The sequence below is a fragment of the Marinobacterium lutimaris genome (assembly GCF_900108065.1).
Lineage (GTDB): Bacteria > Pseudomonadota > Gammaproteobacteria > Pseudomonadales > Balneatricaceae > Marinobacterium_D > Marinobacterium_D lutimaris.
Window position 1 is genome coordinate 2,069,128 of sequence record NZ_FNVQ01000001.1, and the last position, 16,561, is coordinate 2,085,688.

18 protein-coding genes are annotated in these 16,561 nt (G+C 57.9%); 8 read left to right on the plus strand and 10 right to left on the minus strand.

Features of this window, described 5'->3' with window-relative positions:
• Window positions 1–50: 50 nt before the first annotated feature.
• The 3 genes from C4S72_RS09620 to cfa form a co-directional block, all read right to left on the minus strand.
• Window positions 51–587: a DUF924 family protein gene (locus C4S72_RS09620; protein ID WP_104002792.1), complete on the minus strand. Its 537-nt coding sequence runs from the start codon at window positions 585–587 to the stop codon at window positions 51–53.
• 18 nt (window positions 588–605) lie between these two features.
• Window positions 606–1,436 (minus strand): DUF6920 family protein, encoded by an 831-nt coding sequence (locus C4S72_RS09625; RefSeq protein WP_104002793.1) that lies wholly within the window; start codon window positions 1,434–1,436, stop codon window positions 606–608.
• 77 nt (window positions 1,437–1,513) lie between these two features.
• Entirely contained in the window at window positions 1,514–2,713 is a 1,200-nt protein-coding gene (gene cfa / locus C4S72_RS09630; protein ID WP_104002794.1) for a cyclopropane fatty acyl phospholipid synthase, read from the minus strand.
• Window positions 2,714–2,974: 261 nt separating this feature from the next.
• On the opposite strand from cfa, the gene C4S72_RS09635 reads away from it, so the two are divergent.
• Entirely contained in the window at window positions 2,975–3,277 is a 303-nt protein-coding gene (locus tag C4S72_RS09635; RefSeq protein ID WP_104002795.1) for an antibiotic biosynthesis monooxygenase family protein, read from the plus strand.
• Here C4S72_RS09635 and pdxR read toward each other — a convergent pair.
• A complete protein-coding gene (gene pdxR, locus C4S72_RS09640; protein WP_104002796.1) occupies window positions 3,274–4,707 on the minus strand; it encodes a MocR-like pyridoxine biosynthesis transcription factor PdxR in 1,434 nt (477 codons plus the stop codon). The two genes, C4S72_RS09635 and pdxR, sit on opposite strands and share 4 nt — an antisense overlap.
• A 91-nt stretch (window positions 4,708–4,798) precedes the next feature.
• Between pdxR and C4S72_RS09645 the strand changes: the two genes are divergently transcribed.
• The 5 genes from C4S72_RS09645 (at window position 4,799) to C4S72_RS09665 (ending at window position 8,616) form a co-directional block, all read left to right on the plus strand.
• On the plus strand, window positions 4,799–5,401 hold the full coding sequence (locus C4S72_RS09645; protein WP_104002797.1) for a pyridoxamine 5'-phosphate oxidase family protein: 603 nt from the start codon (window positions 4,799–4,801) through the stop codon (window positions 5,399–5,401).
• 268 nt (window positions 5,402–5,669) lie between these two features.
• Window positions 5,670–6,470 carry a transporter substrate-binding domain-containing protein gene (locus C4S72_RS09650; RefSeq protein WP_104002798.1) on the plus strand — a complete coding sequence of 267 codons (801 nt, stop codon included), beginning with the start codon at window positions 5,670–5,672 and terminating at the stop codon, window positions 6,468–6,470.
• A gap of 62 nt (window positions 6,471–6,532) precedes the next feature.
• On the plus strand, window positions 6,533–7,207 hold the full coding sequence (locus C4S72_RS09655; RefSeq protein ID WP_104002799.1) for an amino acid ABC transporter permease: 675 nt from the start codon (window positions 6,533–6,535) through the stop codon (window positions 7,205–7,207).
• A gap of 43 nt (window positions 7,208–7,250) precedes the next feature.
• Entirely contained in the window at window positions 7,251–7,910 is a 660-nt protein-coding gene (locus tag C4S72_RS09660; RefSeq protein WP_104002800.1) for an amino acid ABC transporter permease, read from the plus strand.
• Window positions 7,888–8,616 carry an amino acid ABC transporter ATP-binding protein gene (locus tag C4S72_RS09665; RefSeq protein WP_104002801.1) on the plus strand — a complete coding sequence of 243 codons (729 nt, stop codon included), beginning with the start codon at window positions 7,888–7,890 and terminating at the stop codon, window positions 8,614–8,616. The genes C4S72_RS09660 and C4S72_RS09665 overlap by 23 nt, the downstream gene beginning before the upstream one ends.
• On the opposite strand, the gene C4S72_RS09670 is transcribed toward C4S72_RS09665, so the two are convergent.
• Window positions 8,587–9,513: a LysR family transcriptional regulator gene (locus C4S72_RS09670; RefSeq protein ID WP_104002802.1), complete on the minus strand. Its 927-nt coding sequence runs from the start codon at window positions 9,511–9,513 to the stop codon at window positions 8,587–8,589. The genes C4S72_RS09665 and C4S72_RS09670 overlap by 30 nt on opposite strands.
• Window positions 9,514–9,621: 108 nt before the next feature.
• On the opposite strand from C4S72_RS09670, the gene C4S72_RS09675 reads away from it, so the two are divergent.
• Window positions 9,622–9,855 carry a DUF2798 domain-containing protein gene (locus C4S72_RS09675; protein WP_104002803.1) on the plus strand — a complete coding sequence of 78 codons (234 nt, stop codon included), beginning with the start codon at window positions 9,622–9,624 and terminating at the stop codon, window positions 9,853–9,855.
• 35 nt (window positions 9,856–9,890) lie between these two features.
• On the opposite strand, the gene C4S72_RS09680 is transcribed toward C4S72_RS09675, so the two are convergent.
• From C4S72_RS09680 to C4S72_RS09695, 4 genes are all read right to left on the minus strand, one after another.
• The gene (locus C4S72_RS09680; protein WP_104002804.1) at window positions 9,891–11,312 is read right to left on the minus strand and encodes an NAD(P)/FAD-dependent oxidoreductase; all 1,422 of its coding nucleotides are present in this window, start codon (window positions 11,310–11,312) and stop codon (window positions 9,891–9,893) included.
• A gap of 29 nt (window positions 11,313–11,341) precedes the next feature.
• The gene (locus C4S72_RS09685) at window positions 11,342–11,680 is read right to left on the minus strand and encodes a TfoX/Sxy family protein (RefSeq protein WP_104002805.1); all 339 of its coding nucleotides are present in this window, start codon (window positions 11,678–11,680) and stop codon (window positions 11,342–11,344) included.
• A gap of 21 nt (window positions 11,681–11,701) precedes the next feature.
• Window positions 11,702–13,225 (minus strand): dGTPase, encoded by a 1,524-nt coding sequence (gene dgt, locus C4S72_RS09690; RefSeq protein WP_104002806.1) that lies wholly within the window; start codon window positions 13,223–13,225, stop codon window positions 11,702–11,704.
• Between the two features lie 76 nt (window positions 13,226–13,301).
• Complete coding sequence (locus tag C4S72_RS09695) at window positions 13,302–13,790, minus strand: GNAT family N-acetyltransferase (RefSeq protein ID WP_160115487.1); 489 nt, start codon at window positions 13,788–13,790, stop codon at window positions 13,302–13,304.
• A gap of 258 nt (window positions 13,791–14,048) precedes the next feature.
• Between C4S72_RS09695 and C4S72_RS09700 the strand changes: the two genes are divergently transcribed.
• Entirely contained in the window at window positions 14,049–15,029 is a 981-nt protein-coding gene (locus C4S72_RS09700; RefSeq protein ID WP_104002808.1) for a nucleoid-associated protein, read from the plus strand.
• Here C4S72_RS09700 and C4S72_RS09705 read toward each other — a convergent pair whose 3' ends face one another.
• Window positions 15,030–16,361 carry a Na+/H+ antiporter NhaC family protein gene (locus C4S72_RS09705; RefSeq protein WP_200826708.1) on the minus strand — a complete coding sequence of 444 codons (1,332 nt, stop codon included), beginning with the start codon at window positions 16,359–16,361 and terminating at the stop codon, window positions 15,030–15,032.
• Window positions 16,362–16,561 lie beyond the last annotated feature (200 nt).

The window sequence follows — 16,561 nt, forward strand, 5'->3', positions numbered from 1 at the left end:
GGCGGTTGCCAGAAAGCAGATCTATTTAGAAGCTTCGTTTAGAAAATGGCTTAGAAGCCTGAGCCGGGCTGCTTGAGAAACTCCAGTTCCTCTTCGCTGGACTCACGGCCGAGGATGGCGTTGCGGTGGGGGTAGCGACCGAAATGGTCGATGATCGCCTTATGCCTCAGCTCGAAGCGGTATTCGCTTTCCAACCCGTTATCCCGGAACAGTTGCTCTGCCTGCTCGTGGATCAACACCGACTCCGAGTGCATGTAAGGCATATAGAGAAAGTGACACTGGATGGCGCTGAGATGCTTGTCGACGCCGGCGCGCACGGCCTCCTGGGACAACACCAACGCCAGCGTATCCTGGGCGAAGGCCGCCGCCGTATCGCGATAGATATTACGCGAGAACTGGTCCAGCACGATGATCTCGGCGAGGCGCCCCTCGGGCTGTTCGCGCCAGGCAAAGAGCTCGCCTCTTTTGGCTCGCTCCAGCGTCTGCAGAAAGCGGCGCTCGATCAGCAGATCCAGCGCGCCATCTTTCTTCCACCAGTCTTGCGGTGAAAGTTCCGAGAACCAGAACTCCAGCACCTCGGCATACATCAAAACCTCCTGATCAGCCTATACCTGGGCGTCAGTATAGGTCAGCGAGTCGAGCTCGGCCTGCCAGTAGGGAGCGGGCTCTTCCCCTTCCAGCCAGATCGCCTCGGCCCGCTGTGGCACCAGCACACCGGCCACCCTTGCGTAGGCATACCAGCGCCCCTCCCAAGGAGTTGGCATAAACTTTCCTGTCTTGAATCGCGCCCTCTCCTGCGCATAAACACGGTCAATCAGCCCCTCGTCATTGAAGACGAAGGTCAGCGAGGCGGATAACTCACCGTCGCGGATACTGATCTCCACCGAGTTATCGCCGACCTGCTTAAAGCTAAGTCCCGGATGGGTAAGCAGCAGCATCGGATACCAGGGCAGCTCCGCCAGAAACCGTTGCAGCTCCGCCTCTGCGAGAGCTTCCCTGTCTCTCTGGTCAGCGAGGGGCAACAGCCCCATAAATGCCGCTCGCAGACTACCTTCCTGCTGCGCATAGGCATCGCAGACCCAGATCGTTGGGCGGATTCGCGCAATCCAGGCAAACCCGGGAGCACGAGTAAATACCAGCTGCCGGGCCTTGAATGCCTTCCACTGAGGCTCGTTTTCGCCCAGATCGATGAGGCCGTGCTGCTTGAGTTCAACGCGGGAAACCAGCGGCATGGGGTCGCCGGCGGGTAAAACATTATCCAGGTAGTTCTGAAGCACGGCTGGCAGGTCGGCCTGGCCGCGCGCCAGGCCCGTATCATCGCCCGAGGCTGTCTTTAAGCGGTGGGTCAAACGCCGTTCCCAGCCCAGGGTGCGCCACAGGCCAATGCAGAACAGCGTTGTTAAAACCAGCAGGAGAATCCAGCTCCAGGCGTCCATTCATACCTCTACATCTACACTTCTAGAACTGCGGGCACGACGGCGCCCGCATTTTAAGGACGCACAGTATTCCAGATTCAACGCACCGAGCGATAGACCTCCTGACTTTCCAGCGGCGCCAGCACCACCTGCCAGAGTTGGCCGCGCTTGGAGCGGAAGAAACCGGCGCAGCTCATCAGGTAGTAACGCCACATACGGGCAAAGCGTTCATCGTAGTTGCCGGCAAGGCTGTGCCAGCTGGATTTGAAGTTATCCCACCAGGCCATCAGCGTCTTGTCGTAGTCGGTACCGAAGTTGTGCAGGTCTTCCACGTTGAAATAGCTTTTGCAGGAGCCCACCAGCTTCGGCAGCGTGGGCAGCTCGCCGTTGGGAAAGATATAGCGGTCGATCCAGGGGTCGACGCCGCCGCCATCCTGTTCGGTACCGATGGTATGCAGCAGGAACAGGCCGTCCGGTTTCACGCAGCGCGACAGAGTAGAAAAGTAGGTGTCGTAGTTTTTGTGGCCCACATGTTCGAACATGCCGACAGACACCACGCGATCGTACTGTCCCTGGATCTCGCGATAGTCGATCAACTCGATATCCACCGGCAGGCCGGCACAGCGCTCCTTGGCCATCTTCACCTGCTCTTTCGAGATGGTGATGCCATGAACCTTTACGCCATAATGTTTGGCCATGTAGGCCGCCAGGCTACCCCAGCCACAGCCCACCTCGAGTACGGTCATACCGGGTTTGAGCTTGAGCTTACGGCAGATCAGGTCGAGCTTGGCGATCTGGGCATCCTCGAGATTATCGGCCTCGGCCCAATAGCCGCAGCTGTAGCACCAGTGGCGATCGAGCATCTTTTCGTAAAGATCGTTGCCGATGTCATAGTGCTGTTCGCCAACCTGGAAGGCACGGCTGGAGGACTGCAGATTGAGCAGGCGCGCCTTGAGGTAATGCATGGCGATGTAGAGACGTGCGCTGCCCAAAGGCCTTTCATCAAGCCGGGCATGCATCAGCCGCGTCATCAAACCGGACAGATCATGGCACTCCCAGTAACCATCCATGTACGCTTCGCCAAAACCGAGCGAGCCCCGGGTCAGCACGGCGGCATAGACGCTTGGATCAGACACCTGGATATCCCAGGGCCTGTCGCCGTTAACACGCACATCAGCGTGGGCCAGCAGGTTGCTAAGCACCTTCGGCGGGGCCGTATCCAGATAGTGTGAGTGAGTGATGCCTGCGTGAGATGGCGACTGAACTGACGCCTGAACTGAAGAGCGTTTATCCGTCATGAATTCCCCCTTGATGATCAGATGATCATCTTTTCAGAGTAGACACGAACCGGGGGCACGGCTAAATGGCGATTTATTAAGTAGCGTTTTCATACTACTAATAGCTCAATTAAATGATTAATGCACACAACAGTGTGGTGCGATGCGTAGTGAAATATAAAAGTAGCGCGCTATGAAAGTCGCGCGATATAAAGCTGACAGCCACCTCTCTGCCGGGCTAAGGTGAGCCGCATCCGTTAAATTCCAAACTGAGGAACAGCCATGTATATCGCCATGAACCGCTTCCGCATCGCCCTGGGCAAAGAGGAAGCCTTCATCGACATCTGGAAAAACCGCGACACCTTTCTAAGTGAGGTGCCGGGCTTCAAGAGCTTCAACCTGCTGCAGGGCCCCACCAGTGACGAGTGCACCCTTTTCGCTTCGCACAGCATCTGGGAGTCGGAAGAAGCGTTTATCAACTGGACCAAGTCCGAAGCCTTCCGCAAGGCGCACGCCAACGCCAAACCGGCTAAGGATATCTACCTGGGCCCGCCGCAGTTTGAAGGCTTCAACCAGGTAATCTAAGACTGGCCAGTTGCGAGCAACGGCCCGAGTACCCGCTCCAGGATCGCGACACCGTGACTCATGGCATCGCGATCCTGAGCGGTAAATCCCACCACCAGCCCTCGACTCTGCTGTGGATCATAGCCACTCAGCGCCCGCACGCTGACACCCTCCAGCGCGAGCAGTTTTTCCAGCGCTTGATCATTCAGAGACGCCGGCAGCTGCAGGCAGAGGTTCATGCCACCGCCGGCATCGACCAGGGCAAGACCGTCCAGTGCACTCGCGGCGATCAACCGCTCCAGAACCTGTCTGCGCTGCTGGTAAAGGCGCTTCATCCGTCGCAGATGCCGGCCGTAATCCCCGCAGGCCATAAACTCCGCCAGCGCTATCTGAGCAGGCAGCGACAGACCGCCATCGATCACCCTGCGCGTTTGTAGAAACCCCTGCACCAGCGCCAGCGGCAACACCAGGTACCCCAACCTCAGGCCAGGAAACAGGGTACGGCTGAAGGTGCCGGCATAAATCACCCGCTCATGAGCGTCCAGCGAATACATCGCAGACAGCGCCGGTCCCGCCGCAAATTCTGAATCGTAATCATCCTCTAGCAGCCATAGATCGTTTTGCTGTGCCCAGTTAAGCAGTGCTAGGCGACGATCGGCGGAGAGCGTATGCCCCAGAGGAAAGTTACGCGAAGGCGTCAGCAGCATGAGCCTGGCTTTTCCCAGCCTATCGACCCCATCAAGATCCTGCTGATGGAAATAGTCGATCTGCGCCCCTACCGCTTTAAAGACCCGTTCACTGCCGGGGAATCCCGGCCGCTCCAGCAGCACCCGATCTCCTGCCCGCACCAGCTGATTCGCCGCCAGGTAAATCCCCTGCTGGGAACCGGAGGTGATCAGTACCTGGTTGGCATCCACCGGCATGCCGCGCTGAGCGCCTAGCCAGCGCACGATCTCCTGGCGCAGTCGCAGATCCCCCTGCGGATCGCCCGCCAGCAGCCCTGCTGAAGACACCGACTTCTGCATCGCCCGTTGCCAGCGGCGGTAAGGGAAGTGGTCCAGGGCGGGTATCCCAGGCTGCAGCAGGCCCGGACCTGGGCTGACCCATCCACCTTGCTGCGTTCGCTCAGGCTGGGGCATTCCTACGCTGGGCTCCCCACCCTGAACCGCTTTGGGCAGCTCCGCCACAAAGCAGCCAGCGCCGGTGCGCGTGTAGATATAACCCTCCGCCTGCAGTAGCTCGTAGGCACTTTTTACCGTGTTTCGCGAGATCTTCAGCGCGCTCGCCAGTGAGCGGGTAGCCGGCAAGCGCGTACCGCCGTCTATTCGGTGATTCAGAATCAGCTGCCGCAACGCCAGGAACAGCCGCCGGTAGGCCGGCAGCGACGGATCCTGTTTATTGAGCTCAAGGAATAGACCCAGGTCGGTTCTGGTCAATCCTGACTCATCCATAATTGGGTCCTTAATTTCATTATTTATTGGATCTTATCCAGACCCAATTTAAGACCTACTCTAATCGCTCAATCAGATGGAGTGAACAGAGATGAGCGAGTACAGCCAAACCGAACGGACCCGGGTTAGAAGAGGCAGCAAAAGAGCCAACTACGACAAAGAAACGATCAACGCGATTCTGGACGAGGCGATGATCTGCCATGTCAGCACCCAGCTTGGGGGCCAACCGCTGCTACAACCAACCATCCATTGGCGTGACGGCGATCAGCTCTATGTGCACGGCTCCAGCAAAAACGGCCTGTTCAGGGCGCTGCTTGAGGGTTCGGAAGCCTGCATCGCCGTTACCCTGCTGGACGGCATCGTCTTCGCCCGCTCCGCGTTCCATCACTCGGTGAACTACCGCAGCGTGGTGATCTACAGTCAGGCGCGTCTGGTCGATGACGCCGACGAAAAGAGCCGCGCGCTGGATCAGCTGATGGAGAAGTTCCACAAGGGGCGTTCGGACGAGGCTCGCCGCGCCAATGAAACCGAGATGAAAGCGACCAGCGTTATCGCCTTCACGCTGAGCGAAGTGTCGGCAAAGATCCGCACCGGCGGCCCGGTGGATGATCCGGAAGATATGGATCTGCCGGTTTGGGCGGGCGTACAGCCGATCAGCACAGTACTGGGCGAAATCGAATATGAAAACCGTTAACCCGGGCTGAGCCTTTAAAGATCATGAAACAAAAGTTTCACTTCGATTTATACAAGATCAATCTAAGTTATTGATTTTCAATTCTTAACCGATTGGTCAGCTATGACCTAATATTGATCATCCGCACTATGATGGAGCATTAACGGCTACCAGTGAACCATATGTTTCAGTATGAATTGTCTAACAATCAAGGCGTTACGTTTTGGCCTTGAAGTTGCAAAGCGACAGCTACTGAATCATTCGTTTCCTAAACAGAGGGTAGCCAATAATGAAAATTTTAAAAAAAATGAGCCTGGCTGTTGCCGGCTCTCTGCTGCTGACTTTCGGCGCCATATCCACCGCTTCAGCCGATAAACTGGACGACATTACAGAAGCGGGAGTCCTGAAAGTTGCTGTACCTCAGGACTTCCCTCCCTTCGGTTCTGTAGGACCCGACCTTCAGCCCCAGGGCTACGACATCGATATGGCCGGCTACCTGGCCCAGGAACTCGGCGTAAAACTGGAGCTGGTTCCGGTCACCAGTGCCAACCGCATCCCTTACCTGCAAACCCAGAAAGTTGATCTGGTGATCTCCAGCCTGGGTAAAAACCCGGAGCGTGAAAAGGCGATCGATTTCACCAAGCCGTATGCGCCCTTCTTCCTTGGCGTGTTTGGTCTTAACGAGGTAGAGGTAACCTCACCGGAAGAACTGGCGGACAAAACCGTTGGCGTCACCCGCGGCGCGGTTGAAGATATAGAGTTGAGCAAGCTGGTCTCTGACGACGTAACCATCAAGCGCTTTGAAGATAACAACACCACCCTGTCCGCCTTCCTGTCAGGCCAGGTCGACCTGATCGCCACCGGCAACCTGGTGGTGACCGAAATTGCCAACCGCAGCCCCTCCCGCGTGCCTGAAACCAAGTTCCTGCTGAAAAACTCCCCCTGCTACGTGGGCGTCATGAAAGGCGAAACCCGCCTGGCCGATAAGGTTAACGAACTGATCGGCAAAGCCTACGCCGACGGCGTCCTGGAATCCCTCTCGCAGAAATGGCTGAAAGCGCCGTACCCCGCTGACCTGGCGTCCATGTAACTGCGCTCGCCGGAGCAGCCCTTCTGCTCCGGCTTCAAGACCAACCCTAACTGGAACCAAGAATGGGTTATGAACTGAATTTCGGTGCTCTGCTTGAGTACCAGGACGTCCTGCTGTCCGGACTTTGGATGACGGTAAAACTCACCGTTGTATCCACGCTCCTGGGCATTATGCTGGGCATCCTCGGTGCGGCTGCACGGCGCCACCGCAATCCCTTTCTGCGCCATGGCTCCAAAGCCTACGTAGAACTGATCCGCAACACGCCCTTTATTGTGCAGTTGTTCTTTATCTTTTTCGGATTGCCCGCCATCGGCATCAAGATGACGGAAGTGGAGGCCGGTATTCTGGCCCTTGTGATCAACCTTGGCGCCTATCTCACCGAGATTATCCGCGCCGGCATCGACAACACCCCCAAGGGACAGATCGAAGCGGCCCGCACTCTGGGGCTGAGCAGCCGACAGATATTTATCCGTATCATCCTGCCACCGGCTTTCCAGCGCGTTTACAGTTCCGTTGTCAGCCAGTGCATCATCGTCATGCTGGGTTCCGCCGTGGTGTCACAGATCTCGGTGCAGGAACTCACCTTCGCCGCCAACTTTATCCAGTCGCGCAACTTCCTGAGCTTCGAGTCTTACCTGGTCGCCGCGCTGCTTTACCTGCTGCTGGCCTTCCTGATGCGTCTTATCTTTAACCTGATCGGCTCGCGAGCCTTTTCCAGAGAGGAGAAGCAGTCATGAACTGGGAAGAAGAAACAGTCATGAACGGGGAGAAAAAACTGTCATGAGTCAATTTACCGACTGGGATATCCTGCGTAACCTGCTGCTGGCAGCCCGCTGGACCATCCTGCTCTCGCTGCTCGCCTTTGCCGGTGGTTCTATCGTCGGCCTGCTGCTGACCTTTATGCGAATCAGCCGTCGCAAGCCGCTGATCTGGATCACCCGAATCTACATCGAGATTTTTCAGGGCACACCGCTGCTGATGCAGCTGTTTATCGCCTTCTTCGGCCTCGGCCTGCTTGGCATCGATGTGTCGGCCTGGACCGCGGCGGCACTGGCTTTGACGCTGTTCTCCAGCGCCTTCCTGAGCGATATCTGGCGCGGCTGTGTCGAGTCCCTGCCCAAGGGCCAGTGGGAAGCCTCTCGCTGCCTGGGCCTGAACTATCTGCAGACGATGCGCTACGTGATTCTGCCCCAGGCGCTGCGCATCGCCATTCCGCCGACCGTTGGCTTCTCAGTCCAGATCGTCAAGGGCACCGCCCTGGCGTCGATCATCGGCTTCGTGGAACTGACCAAGGCAGGCACCATGCTCAACAACGCCACCTTTGAACCGTTCAAGGTATTCGCCATGGTTGCCCTGATCTACTTTCTGCTGTGCTACCCGCTGTCGCGAGCCAGCCAATATCTTGAGGAGAAGCTAAATGTCGCTGGTAAGCGTGCGTGACGTACACAAATATTTCGGAGACCTGCATGTCCTCAAAGGCATCGACCTGGATGTCAAAGCGGGCGAAGTGGTCTCGATCATCGGCCGCAGCGGCTCGGGCAAAAGCACCCTGCTACGCTGCATGAACGGCCTGGAAAGCTATGATCAAGGCGCCATCATCCTGGATGGCATGGAGGTCAGCACCGACGAGTTTCAGGTGCGCAAGCTGAGCCAGAGCGTTGGTATGGTGTTCCAGAGCTTCAACCTTTTCCCTCACCTGACCGTGGGCGAGAACATCATGCTGGCTCCGACGCTGATCAAGAAGACCAACAAAGCCGAAGCCAAGAAACTGGCCCAGGAGGTGCTGGAGAAGGTCGGTCTGGGCGACAAGTTCGGCCAGTATCCGGAAAAGCTCTCCGGTGGTCAGCAGCAGCGCGTTGCCATCGCCCGCTCCCTGGCGATGAAGCCCAAGGTACTGCTGTGCGACGAGATCACCTCGGCGCTGGACCCGGAGCTGGTGGGTGACGTGCTGAAGGTTCTCGAGCAGCTGGCTGCCGAGGGCATGACCCTGATTCTGGTAACCCACGAGATGAACTTCGCCCGCGATGTTGGCGACCGGGTCGTCTTCATGCACCAGGGCAAGGTCCACGAAACCGGCGATGCCAAGACCGTCCTGGCCGATCCGCAGACACCGGAACTACGTCAGTTCATCGGCGCGGTGCTCTAACTCAAGCGCCAGCCTGGCCCCGATAGCACCCACCTGCTCAACCAGGAAATTGAGCAGCAGCTGGGTGCGGGGCATCAACAGGTTGCGGCTGTTCCACACCATATAAAGTCGACGATTCTCCCCTTCCCACTCCGGCATGATCCGAATCAGCCGACCACTGGCCAGATGCTCGCGCACCAGCAGATAGGGGCAGTGCATAAAGCCGCCGTTACTCTCCAGCGTCGCTATCGCCACATCCAGATCGTTACAGTGGAAGTGCGGCTCGATCGCCAGGTTGCTGCGCGCCCCGGTCTGGCGGTTTTGCAGTACCAGATAACGCTCCTCTAGCGAGGCGATGCACGGATAGGCCAACAATGCCTGCATATCCGCAGCACCGTTAAGTGCGCGAGCTACCTCCGGTGTCGCGACCAGCACCGACGGAAACTCGCCAACAAACTTCTGTCTGAGGCCCGAATCGATCTGGTTACCGAACCTCAGCGCCAGGTCCGCCTGTCGCTCGGCCAGGTTTTCAACATCGTTGCTCAGCAATATGCTCAGCTGAATGCCTGGGTTTTCTGACAGAAAGGTCTGCAGCAGCGGCTGCACGATATGGTGTGTCAGGTTGATCGGTGCAATCAGCCGGATACGACCGCGATGATCCGCCGTATCGGTATGCAGCCGCCCCACTTCTGTCTGCAAAGACTCAACCTGAGCCACGGTGGATTCGTAAAGACGCTGGCCGATGGGGGTCAGCGAGACACCACGGGCGGAACGGTTGAGCAGTTGGCAGTTAAAGCGGGTCTCCAGGTTCTGGATACGCCGGGTCAGCGTCGCGGTGGAGAGTTCAGCGGCACGCGCAGCAGCGAGAAAGCTGCCTTCCTGCACGACACGGACAAAGAGTGAAAGATCATCGAGCATGATTTCATTTTTGAAATTTTAGATAACGAATATCAGTCTACTCGACAGAACTGAAACCCACTACACTCTGTTGTTCAAATTGTGAACTAAAGAAAGGACCTCTAGCCGATGTACCTCCTCAAGGCCCGTTTACTGCAAAGCGGTATCATGTCATTTATCCTCTGCACGCTGATGACCTGCTGGGTGACGTTTATCAACCTGGGCCTGACTGATGCATTTATCGGCCGCTGGATGAACGCCTTCCTGCTCGCCTGGCCGATCGCCTACGCCATCGCTTTTGCGGCAGGCCCCTTTGTGGCTCGCCTGACCGAGCGACTCCTGGCCGGATCCCGTCAGGTCTGACCAGGCAAGCCGCCCTCCTGCTTGAGAAAGCGGGTTCAGGGTGTTGGGCTTGCAGCCATCAACCCTTCGAAACGATCAGCCAGGGCGCTGGCCATACGCCGTCTCCAGCGCGGACTGTTCTCGTTGGCGAGCACCGCATCTTCATGCCCAAGGGCCGCCAACACAGCGCTGTAACCCAACCAGCGGAAGGGTTCCGGTTCCCAGGAGCGCAGCGAACTAGATAGACCCTCACCACGCAGCACCCAGGGCGCCCGGGTAGCGTCATTTTCAACACCAAGAATCAGCTCAGCCAGGGTGCGTCCGCAGAGGAAGCTGGCGCCTACTCCCTCGCCGCCATAGCCGCCGGCCAACGCCAACCCTTGGTGAAGATCCCAGTAAACATGGGGTAAAAATCGGCGTGAGAGGCCCAAGTTACCACCCCAACCGTGGGTAATTTTCACCGACTCCAGCTGCGGGAAAAGCGACAACATCAGCCCACGATGACGATTAAACTCGGTATTAGACAGGCTGAAATCCTCGCGCAGACGCCCGCCGAAACGGTATCCACCGCGGGCACCAAACACCAGGCGATCATCCCGGCTGCGGTGGAAATAGGTGACCATACGGCTCGCTTCGCTAATCGCCTGACCATCGGCCATACCCAGTTCATCCCAGAGTGTTTCTGACAGTGGTTCGGTCGCAATCTGCAAACTCTGCACCGGGATCTGGTAACGACTCAGGGGCGGCAAACTGGCGGCATAACCCTCGATACAGGGCGCTACGACGCGTGCCTTAACCTTGTGGCCCCGCACTTTGAGCCTGTGCGGCTGCCACTCATCCACCGGACTGGATTCATAGATAGTCACACCCAGACGTTCAACTGCCTGGGCCAGCCCCAGCGCCAGCTTTGCCGGATGAATGGTGGCGCAGTGCGGCGAGTAAAGCGCACCTTTGCTACCGGCGATATTGACCTGCTGTGCCAGTTCATCGGCATCCAGCCAGCGATAATCCTCGGCGCTGTAACCGCGGGCATAAAATCCCCTGAGCTCTTCGCGGACCCAGTTTTCCTGCTCAGGAAAACGAGCCGCGCACATCAGCATGCCGCCCTTGCGATAACCGCAGTCTATCCCCTCTCTCTTAAACACTTCGGCCGCATCATCAGGGATGGCATGAATCAGCTCCCGGTAGCGTCGTTGTTCCTCCTGCGGCAACCCAGCCAACAGTTGATCCTGGCCGGCCAGCTCACCGATCAGCCAGCCACCGTTGCGACCGGAGGCGCCAAAACCCACGTGCCGGGCCTCGAAGATCGCTATGTTCAGATCCGGCTGCTGACGTTTCAGATGGTAGGCGGTCCAGAGACCGGTATAGCCGGCGCCGATAATCGCCACATCCAGATCCAGCTCCGACTCCAGCGCCGGGCGGGAAACAACCTGATCGCCAACCTGCTCCATCCACAGGCTGATTTGGTCCAAAGACATTGGGTATCCTTACATCCAGAAGATTCGATTCATCGCCTTGATCTCAGCGCCGCGCCAAAGGCTTCGTTACCCCAGAGCCGCATCAGCTCAAGCGACTCAAGCGACTCTCCCAGGAGCTCATCCGGTGCCTGGTAGTAGGAGAGTGCACAGCGTTTGCCCTGACGCATATAAGTGAAGGGCTCAAACCCCTGATCCAAGAATGCCTGACAGTTATGATCATCCGCTTTCAGGTAGAGCTGGTCGTCAAAAATAATCGCGAACATCAGGCCATCGATAAACAGCCCCTGCCCACCAAACATGCGCCGCGCCGTTACCGGCCCGATCACCTGCATCTGTTCAACCAGCCAGTGAGTAAACTCAGTACTCATCGGAACACAACCGCCATCGACTTAACTCAGGCTCACCGAAAGGGTGCGAAACTCATCCAGGGCAAACTGATCGGTCATACCACTGACCATATCCTGCATCAATCGGCAGCGGCAGTAGCGCTCCCAGATTTGCGTCGCCTGATCGCCCTGTTTGAGCGCGTCAGGCGGTTCAGCCAGCAGCGACAGATAGGCTTTAACATGCTTTTTCGGCAACCGGTGAAACAGCCGGCTTTCGACCAGCAGGCCGCGGCTTCCGCCCTCACACAAGCGCTGAAAATCAGCCATCGGCAGCATCAACAACGGCCGGTAGTGCTCCAGCAGCCCGGAGATAATCTGAAAGCCCTGCAGCTCCAGGGTTTCGACTTCCGGCACGCAGAATACGTGATTGATCGCTACCCGCTTCAGGCTTTCAACGATGGCATGACAGGGGGAGTTATCCTCCAGCAGGGCCCGGTCCAGACTGCCCTCGCTGACCGCCTCGGCATGATCGAGAAATACGCGGGCGGCGTGCTCAACCAGCGGATGGATCAGACCGACACGCAGGTAGACGAAGAACTCGTGCTCCTTGTTGATCTCCTCCTGCTGCCAGCGCTTCAGCGCGTAGTCCACCAAATCGGCGAAACACTTGCCGTTAAAGCTGGGGTCATCGGCATCATCAAAGGGCTCACGCAGTTGCTCATACTGCGCCTTCAACAGCTCGGCGAGCCGTGCGCAATCCAGTATGCCCTTATCAACGCCATCCTCCAGGTCGGCCAGACAGTAGGCGATATCGTCGGCGGCTTCCATCAGGTAGGTCAACGGGAAACGCTGCCCCGGCTTCATATCCAGCGCCTGCTGCATGCGGGCGACAAAGCCCCGCTCCGAAAAGTAATAACCGGGCTTTTTCTTCAGGTAAGCCAGAGGTGCATCTTTCGGCGGCCGCTCTTCGGTGGCGCAGCGGGTGTATTTGAAGATACAGGCGGTCTGGGAATAGGTGAGGTTGAGCTTCTGCAACTGGCTGATCAGCCGGATCGCCTGGGCGTTGCCCTCGAAACTGGCCAGCTCGCGCAGCAGCTCCTGCCGCAGACTGGCGGCTGGACCTTCCAGCTCGTGCACGAAGGGCGGCAGCAGCGGCAGGGTCTGTTCAAACCAGCGGGAGATCGCCGCCTCGCCGAAATGACCAAAGGGTGGGTTGCCGATATCGTGCATCAGGCAGGCCATCTCCACCAGGGTTTCGGTGGCCCGCTCCAGTCCGTCGAGCCCCAGTATTCCGGCGCCCTCACCGAGCTGATCGAAGATCGTTCGCACGATGTAACGCCCGGTCTGCTGCACCTCCAGTGAGTGGGTCAGACGACTGCGCACGGCGGCGTTGTGTTCCAGCGGAAACACCTGGGTTTTCTGCTGCAGGCGCCGCACCGCGGCGGAATTGATAATGCGGCCGCGATCGCTCTCCAGCTGTTTTTCCAGCGCTCTGACGCCGCAGCGCTCCACCCGATACTCTTCTGGCGCTTTCTCGCGCTGCTGATAGGGTCGCTGAATCGAAAAGCGGGAGGCGAAGTCGGGCATATCCATTACCAGAGAGTAAAAGTGAGGAGCCCTGACTATAAACGCCCGCCCTTACCCTTCCAACCTTGCCGTTAAGCTAAGCGGTCAGAGGCTTTTGCATTTGCCAGTTACGCAGGCTTACTCCCTGGCGCTCGACCTGGTTCGCGCTCAGCACCCGAAAACCGCGGCGCTCGAAGAACGGCCGCGCCACATCGGATGCACTGACGCTCAGCAACGCAAGACCGCGCTCACGGGCCAGATTTTCCAGATGGCCATAGAGCGCCGAGGCAACCCCCTGCCCCTGATGGTAATTCTGGGTATAAAGCCAGTCGATATAGCCTTCCGGCTCAAGGCCAATAAAGCCGACCACACGCCGGTCGATACAGGCGACAAAGGTTTCATGTAAGGGGATGGCACGGCGCCAGTAATCGTAGTCCACCGGAGCCGGAGCCCAGGCCAACTGTTCGGCCCTGCTGTAGATATCAGGGTCTATGCCATGCACGCTATCGAAAAAAATATCTGCGATCCGATCCGCATCGGCGAAATGCGCCGGTCTTACACGGATATCGCCCTTGCCCTGAGCCATCCGCTGCTCCTTGCTTCCAGCTAAACTGATTCCCCACCAAGGCTGATGGAGACTGGGGAAGAGACACGCCCAGTGACTCTTTCCCATTATGCCCTTCTACAGTCTAACCAAAGCGCGTCATTCAGCCATCTCTAATATCAACATTGGGCTGCCTCTGAGCGTCAGTTCCACCCATCGTCTGCGTGCATTCAGCTATCGGAACCACCCCGCTCCGTGCGGTATACTCCTGCGCCTGTTTTTCATTCAGCCGGAGCTCCCATGTCTGTTTCTCAAGCGATCATCCACCGCCTGACCCGCGACAGCGGCGACAAATCCTACAGTCTCAGCGACAAGCCTCTGGAACTGACAGAAACCGAAAGCCGGCTGCTCAGCGAGATCAAACCACTGTTTGTGCGTCGCGCCAGCAAGCGCTACGGCTGTTTCTCCAACGAGGCCGACGTGTTCAAGGGGCTGGTGGTGAACTGGCTGGGCGATACGCTGAACCTGGTCTCCTTCAGCCAGAAAACTATCGAATACCTGGCGATCGCACTGGAAGAACAGGATGTGGAGTCCGACGGCTATTGGCTCTTTGCCGTGGATGAGCAGGAAGCGGGCCGGATCCTCTGGCTGGCCCAGTTGCGCCAGCGTGAAGGGATCGTTGTGAACGGCGACAACAAACCGGACTATTGCGAGTATATCGATTTTGGCAAGCTCGGTTTCTGCGCCAGCCTGAACCTGGACCAGGTAAACCAGCCGGGCGAGCAGAAATTCCTTACCATCAGTTTCGGCTTTGGCGAACGCCCGATGCAGAAGCTGATGATGGATTTCCTCAGCTTCACCGACACCGTGGACACCACCGCCGATACCGAGCGCTTTATGTCTCTGGTGGAGGATTACAGCCGTGATATGCCGGAGGACACCGGCAAGCGCTACCAGAAAGAGGTGGCTGAATACTGTATCGAACAGGTAAAGAACGGCGAGGCGGTGAACTACCGCGAGCTGTCCGGCGAGATCGAAAGCCAGGCGCCCACCGGCCTGGATCGCTACATCGAAGAGCGCGATCCGGAGCTGAAGGAAGCCTTCATCCCGGATCAATCCAGCCTGAAGAAATATATTCGCTACAGCGGTCGCAGCCGCGATGTATCGATCAGCTTCAGCAACGAATCGCTCGGCAAGAACATCACCTTCGACCCGAACGCCGGCACCCTGACCCTGAGCGAGCTGCCTGCCGCGTTGATCAAGCAGCTCAAGGGCGAGTAATCAGACGGTCTGCGCGGGCTGGGGTGACTTGATACGCGGGAAACCGATGATGATCGAGAGCAGCGCCACCAGCCCCAGTAACCAGCAGTAATAGATATTGCCGATCAGCGCCAGCGGCGAGAGCTTGGCAGTAGAAGCCGCCAGCAGTACCTGGGCACCGTAGGGAATCAGCCCCTGCACCACGCAGGAGAAAATATCGATCAGGCTGGCGCTGCGGCGCGGATCCACCTCATGACGCTCGGCGATATCCTTGGCCAGAGAGCCCGCCAGCAGAATCGCCACTGTGTTGTTGGCGGTGCAGAGGTTGGTCAGGGCTACCGAAGCACTGATGCTAAGCTCACCGCTGCGCTTGCCGGGCTCGCGGTTACCCAGGCGGCTGATACGGTCAATTGCGCCGGAGATCCAGGCCAGACCGCCCTGGGATTTCATCATTGCTCCGAGACCACCGATCAGCAGCGACAGGATCATAATCTCCTGCATGCTGGTATAGCCCGCATAAATGTCGGAGGACCATTTCGCCAGGTTATAGTCCGGCATCATCCACAGACCTATCCCGCCGGCCAGCAGAATACCGATAAACAGCACCAGCATCACATTCACGCCAAGCACCGCCAGTATCAATACCGCCAGGTAGGGCAACACCAGGATCAGGTTGTAATCGCCGGGCGCCTCCACCTGGGCTGAACTGCTCTGCAGCCATAGCCAGACCAGCGTCAGCAGCGCCGCTGGCAAGGCGATCATGAAGTTCAGCTTGAACTTGTCACGCATGGCGCAGCCCTGGGTTCGGGTCGCTGCGATGGTGGTATCCGAGATGATCGACAGGTTATCACCGAACATGGCACCACCGACTACGGTCGCGACCGTCAGCGGCAGCGACAGATCGGTCGCCTCAGCCACGCCCACGGCAATCGGCGCGATCGCCGCGATGGTGCCCATGGATGTACCCATGGAGGTTGCAACAAAGGCCGCGATCACAAACAGACCCGGCAGCACCAACTCGGGCGGAACCACACTCAGCCCCAGGTTCACCGTGGCATCCACGCCACCCACCGCTTCGGCCACACTGCCAAAGGCACCGGCGAGCAGATAGATCAGCACCATGGTGATGATGGTGTTATCACCTACGCCTTCGATAAAGGTGTTGATGCGCTCGTTCAGTGAGCCCCTGGCGAGCAGCACCGCCAGCACGATAGCCGGCAAAATCGCCACCGGTGCCGATATCTTGTAAAAGGCGAAGTCCTCGCCCTGGGACTGATACCAGAGGCCACTACCAACGAAGAAAAGCAGGAACAGCGCCAGCGGCAGCAGCGCCAGCGGAGACGGTTTATTCATGATGAGTCGATCACCCTGATGGTTCTGCCCGACCGGGTAAGGTCAGGTGAAAAAATGGGTTGTCCCGGGATCCACCGGAATTAGTAGCGGGGAATTATACAGCGATCAACATATATCACTAATACCTTATTGTAATACTCAGGTATATCACGGACATATACGCCCACAAGACTCACCGGGCTGGATTGTCTATAATCCCC

Bases quoted from the DNA above. Each gene is read 5' to 3' on its own strand.
- C4S72_RS09620 (WP_104002792.1), bottom strand. From the start codon at position 587: ATGTATGCCGAGGTGCTGGAGTTCTGGTTCTCGGAACTTTCACCGCAA.
- C4S72_RS09625 (WP_104002793.1), bottom strand. From the start codon at position 1,436: ATGGACGCCTGGAGCTGGATTCTCCTGCTGGTTTTAACAACGCTGTTC.
- cfa (WP_104002794.1), bottom strand. From the start codon at position 2,713: ATGACGGATAAACGCTCTTCAGTTCAGGCGTCAGTTCAGTCGCCATCT.
- C4S72_RS09635 (WP_104002795.1), top strand. From the start codon at position 2,975: ATGTATATCGCCATGAACCGCTTCCGCATCGCCCTGGGCAAAGAGGAA.
- pdxR (WP_104002796.1), bottom strand. From the start codon at position 4,707: ATGGATGAGTCAGGATTGACCAGAACCGACCTGGGTCTATTCCTTGAG.
- C4S72_RS09645 (WP_104002797.1), top strand. From the start codon at position 4,799: ATGAGCGAGTACAGCCAAACCGAACGGACCCGGGTTAGAAGAGGCAGC.
- C4S72_RS09650 (WP_104002798.1), top strand. From the start codon at position 5,670: ATGAAAATTTTAAAAAAAATGAGCCTGGCTGTTGCCGGCTCTCTGCTG.
- C4S72_RS09655 (WP_104002799.1), top strand. From the start codon at position 6,533: ATGGGTTATGAACTGAATTTCGGTGCTCTGCTTGAGTACCAGGACGTC.
- C4S72_RS09660 (WP_104002800.1), top strand. From the start codon at position 7,251: ATGAGTCAATTTACCGACTGGGATATCCTGCGTAACCTGCTGCTGGCA.
- C4S72_RS09665 (WP_104002801.1), top strand. From the start codon at position 7,888: ATGTCGCTGGTAAGCGTGCGTGACGTACACAAATATTTCGGAGACCTG.
- C4S72_RS09670 (WP_104002802.1), bottom strand. From the start codon at position 9,513: ATGCTCGATGATCTTTCACTCTTTGTCCGTGTCGTGCAGGAAGGCAGC.
- C4S72_RS09675 (WP_104002803.1), top strand. From the start codon at position 9,622: ATGTACCTCCTCAAGGCCCGTTTACTGCAAAGCGGTATCATGTCATTT.
- C4S72_RS09680 (WP_104002804.1), bottom strand. From the start codon at position 11,312: ATGTCTTTGGACCAAATCAGCCTGTGGATGGAGCAGGTTGGCGATCAG.
- C4S72_RS09685 (WP_104002805.1), bottom strand. From the start codon at position 11,680: ATGAGTACTGAGTTTACTCACTGGCTGGTTGAACAGATGCAGGTGATC.
- dgt (WP_104002806.1), bottom strand. From the start codon at position 13,225: ATGCCCGACTTCGCCTCCCGCTTTTCGATTCAGCGACCCTATCAGCAG.
- C4S72_RS09695 (WP_160115487.1), bottom strand. From the start codon at position 13,790: ATGGCTCAGGGCAAGGGCGATATCCGTGTAAGACCGGCGCATTTCGCC.
- C4S72_RS09700 (WP_104002808.1), top strand. From the start codon at position 14,049: ATGTCTGTTTCTCAAGCGATCATCCACCGCCTGACCCGCGACAGCGGC.
- C4S72_RS09705 (WP_200826708.1), bottom strand. From the start codon at position 16,361: ATGAATAAACCGTCTCCGCTGGCGCTGCTGCCGCTGGCGCTGTTCCTG.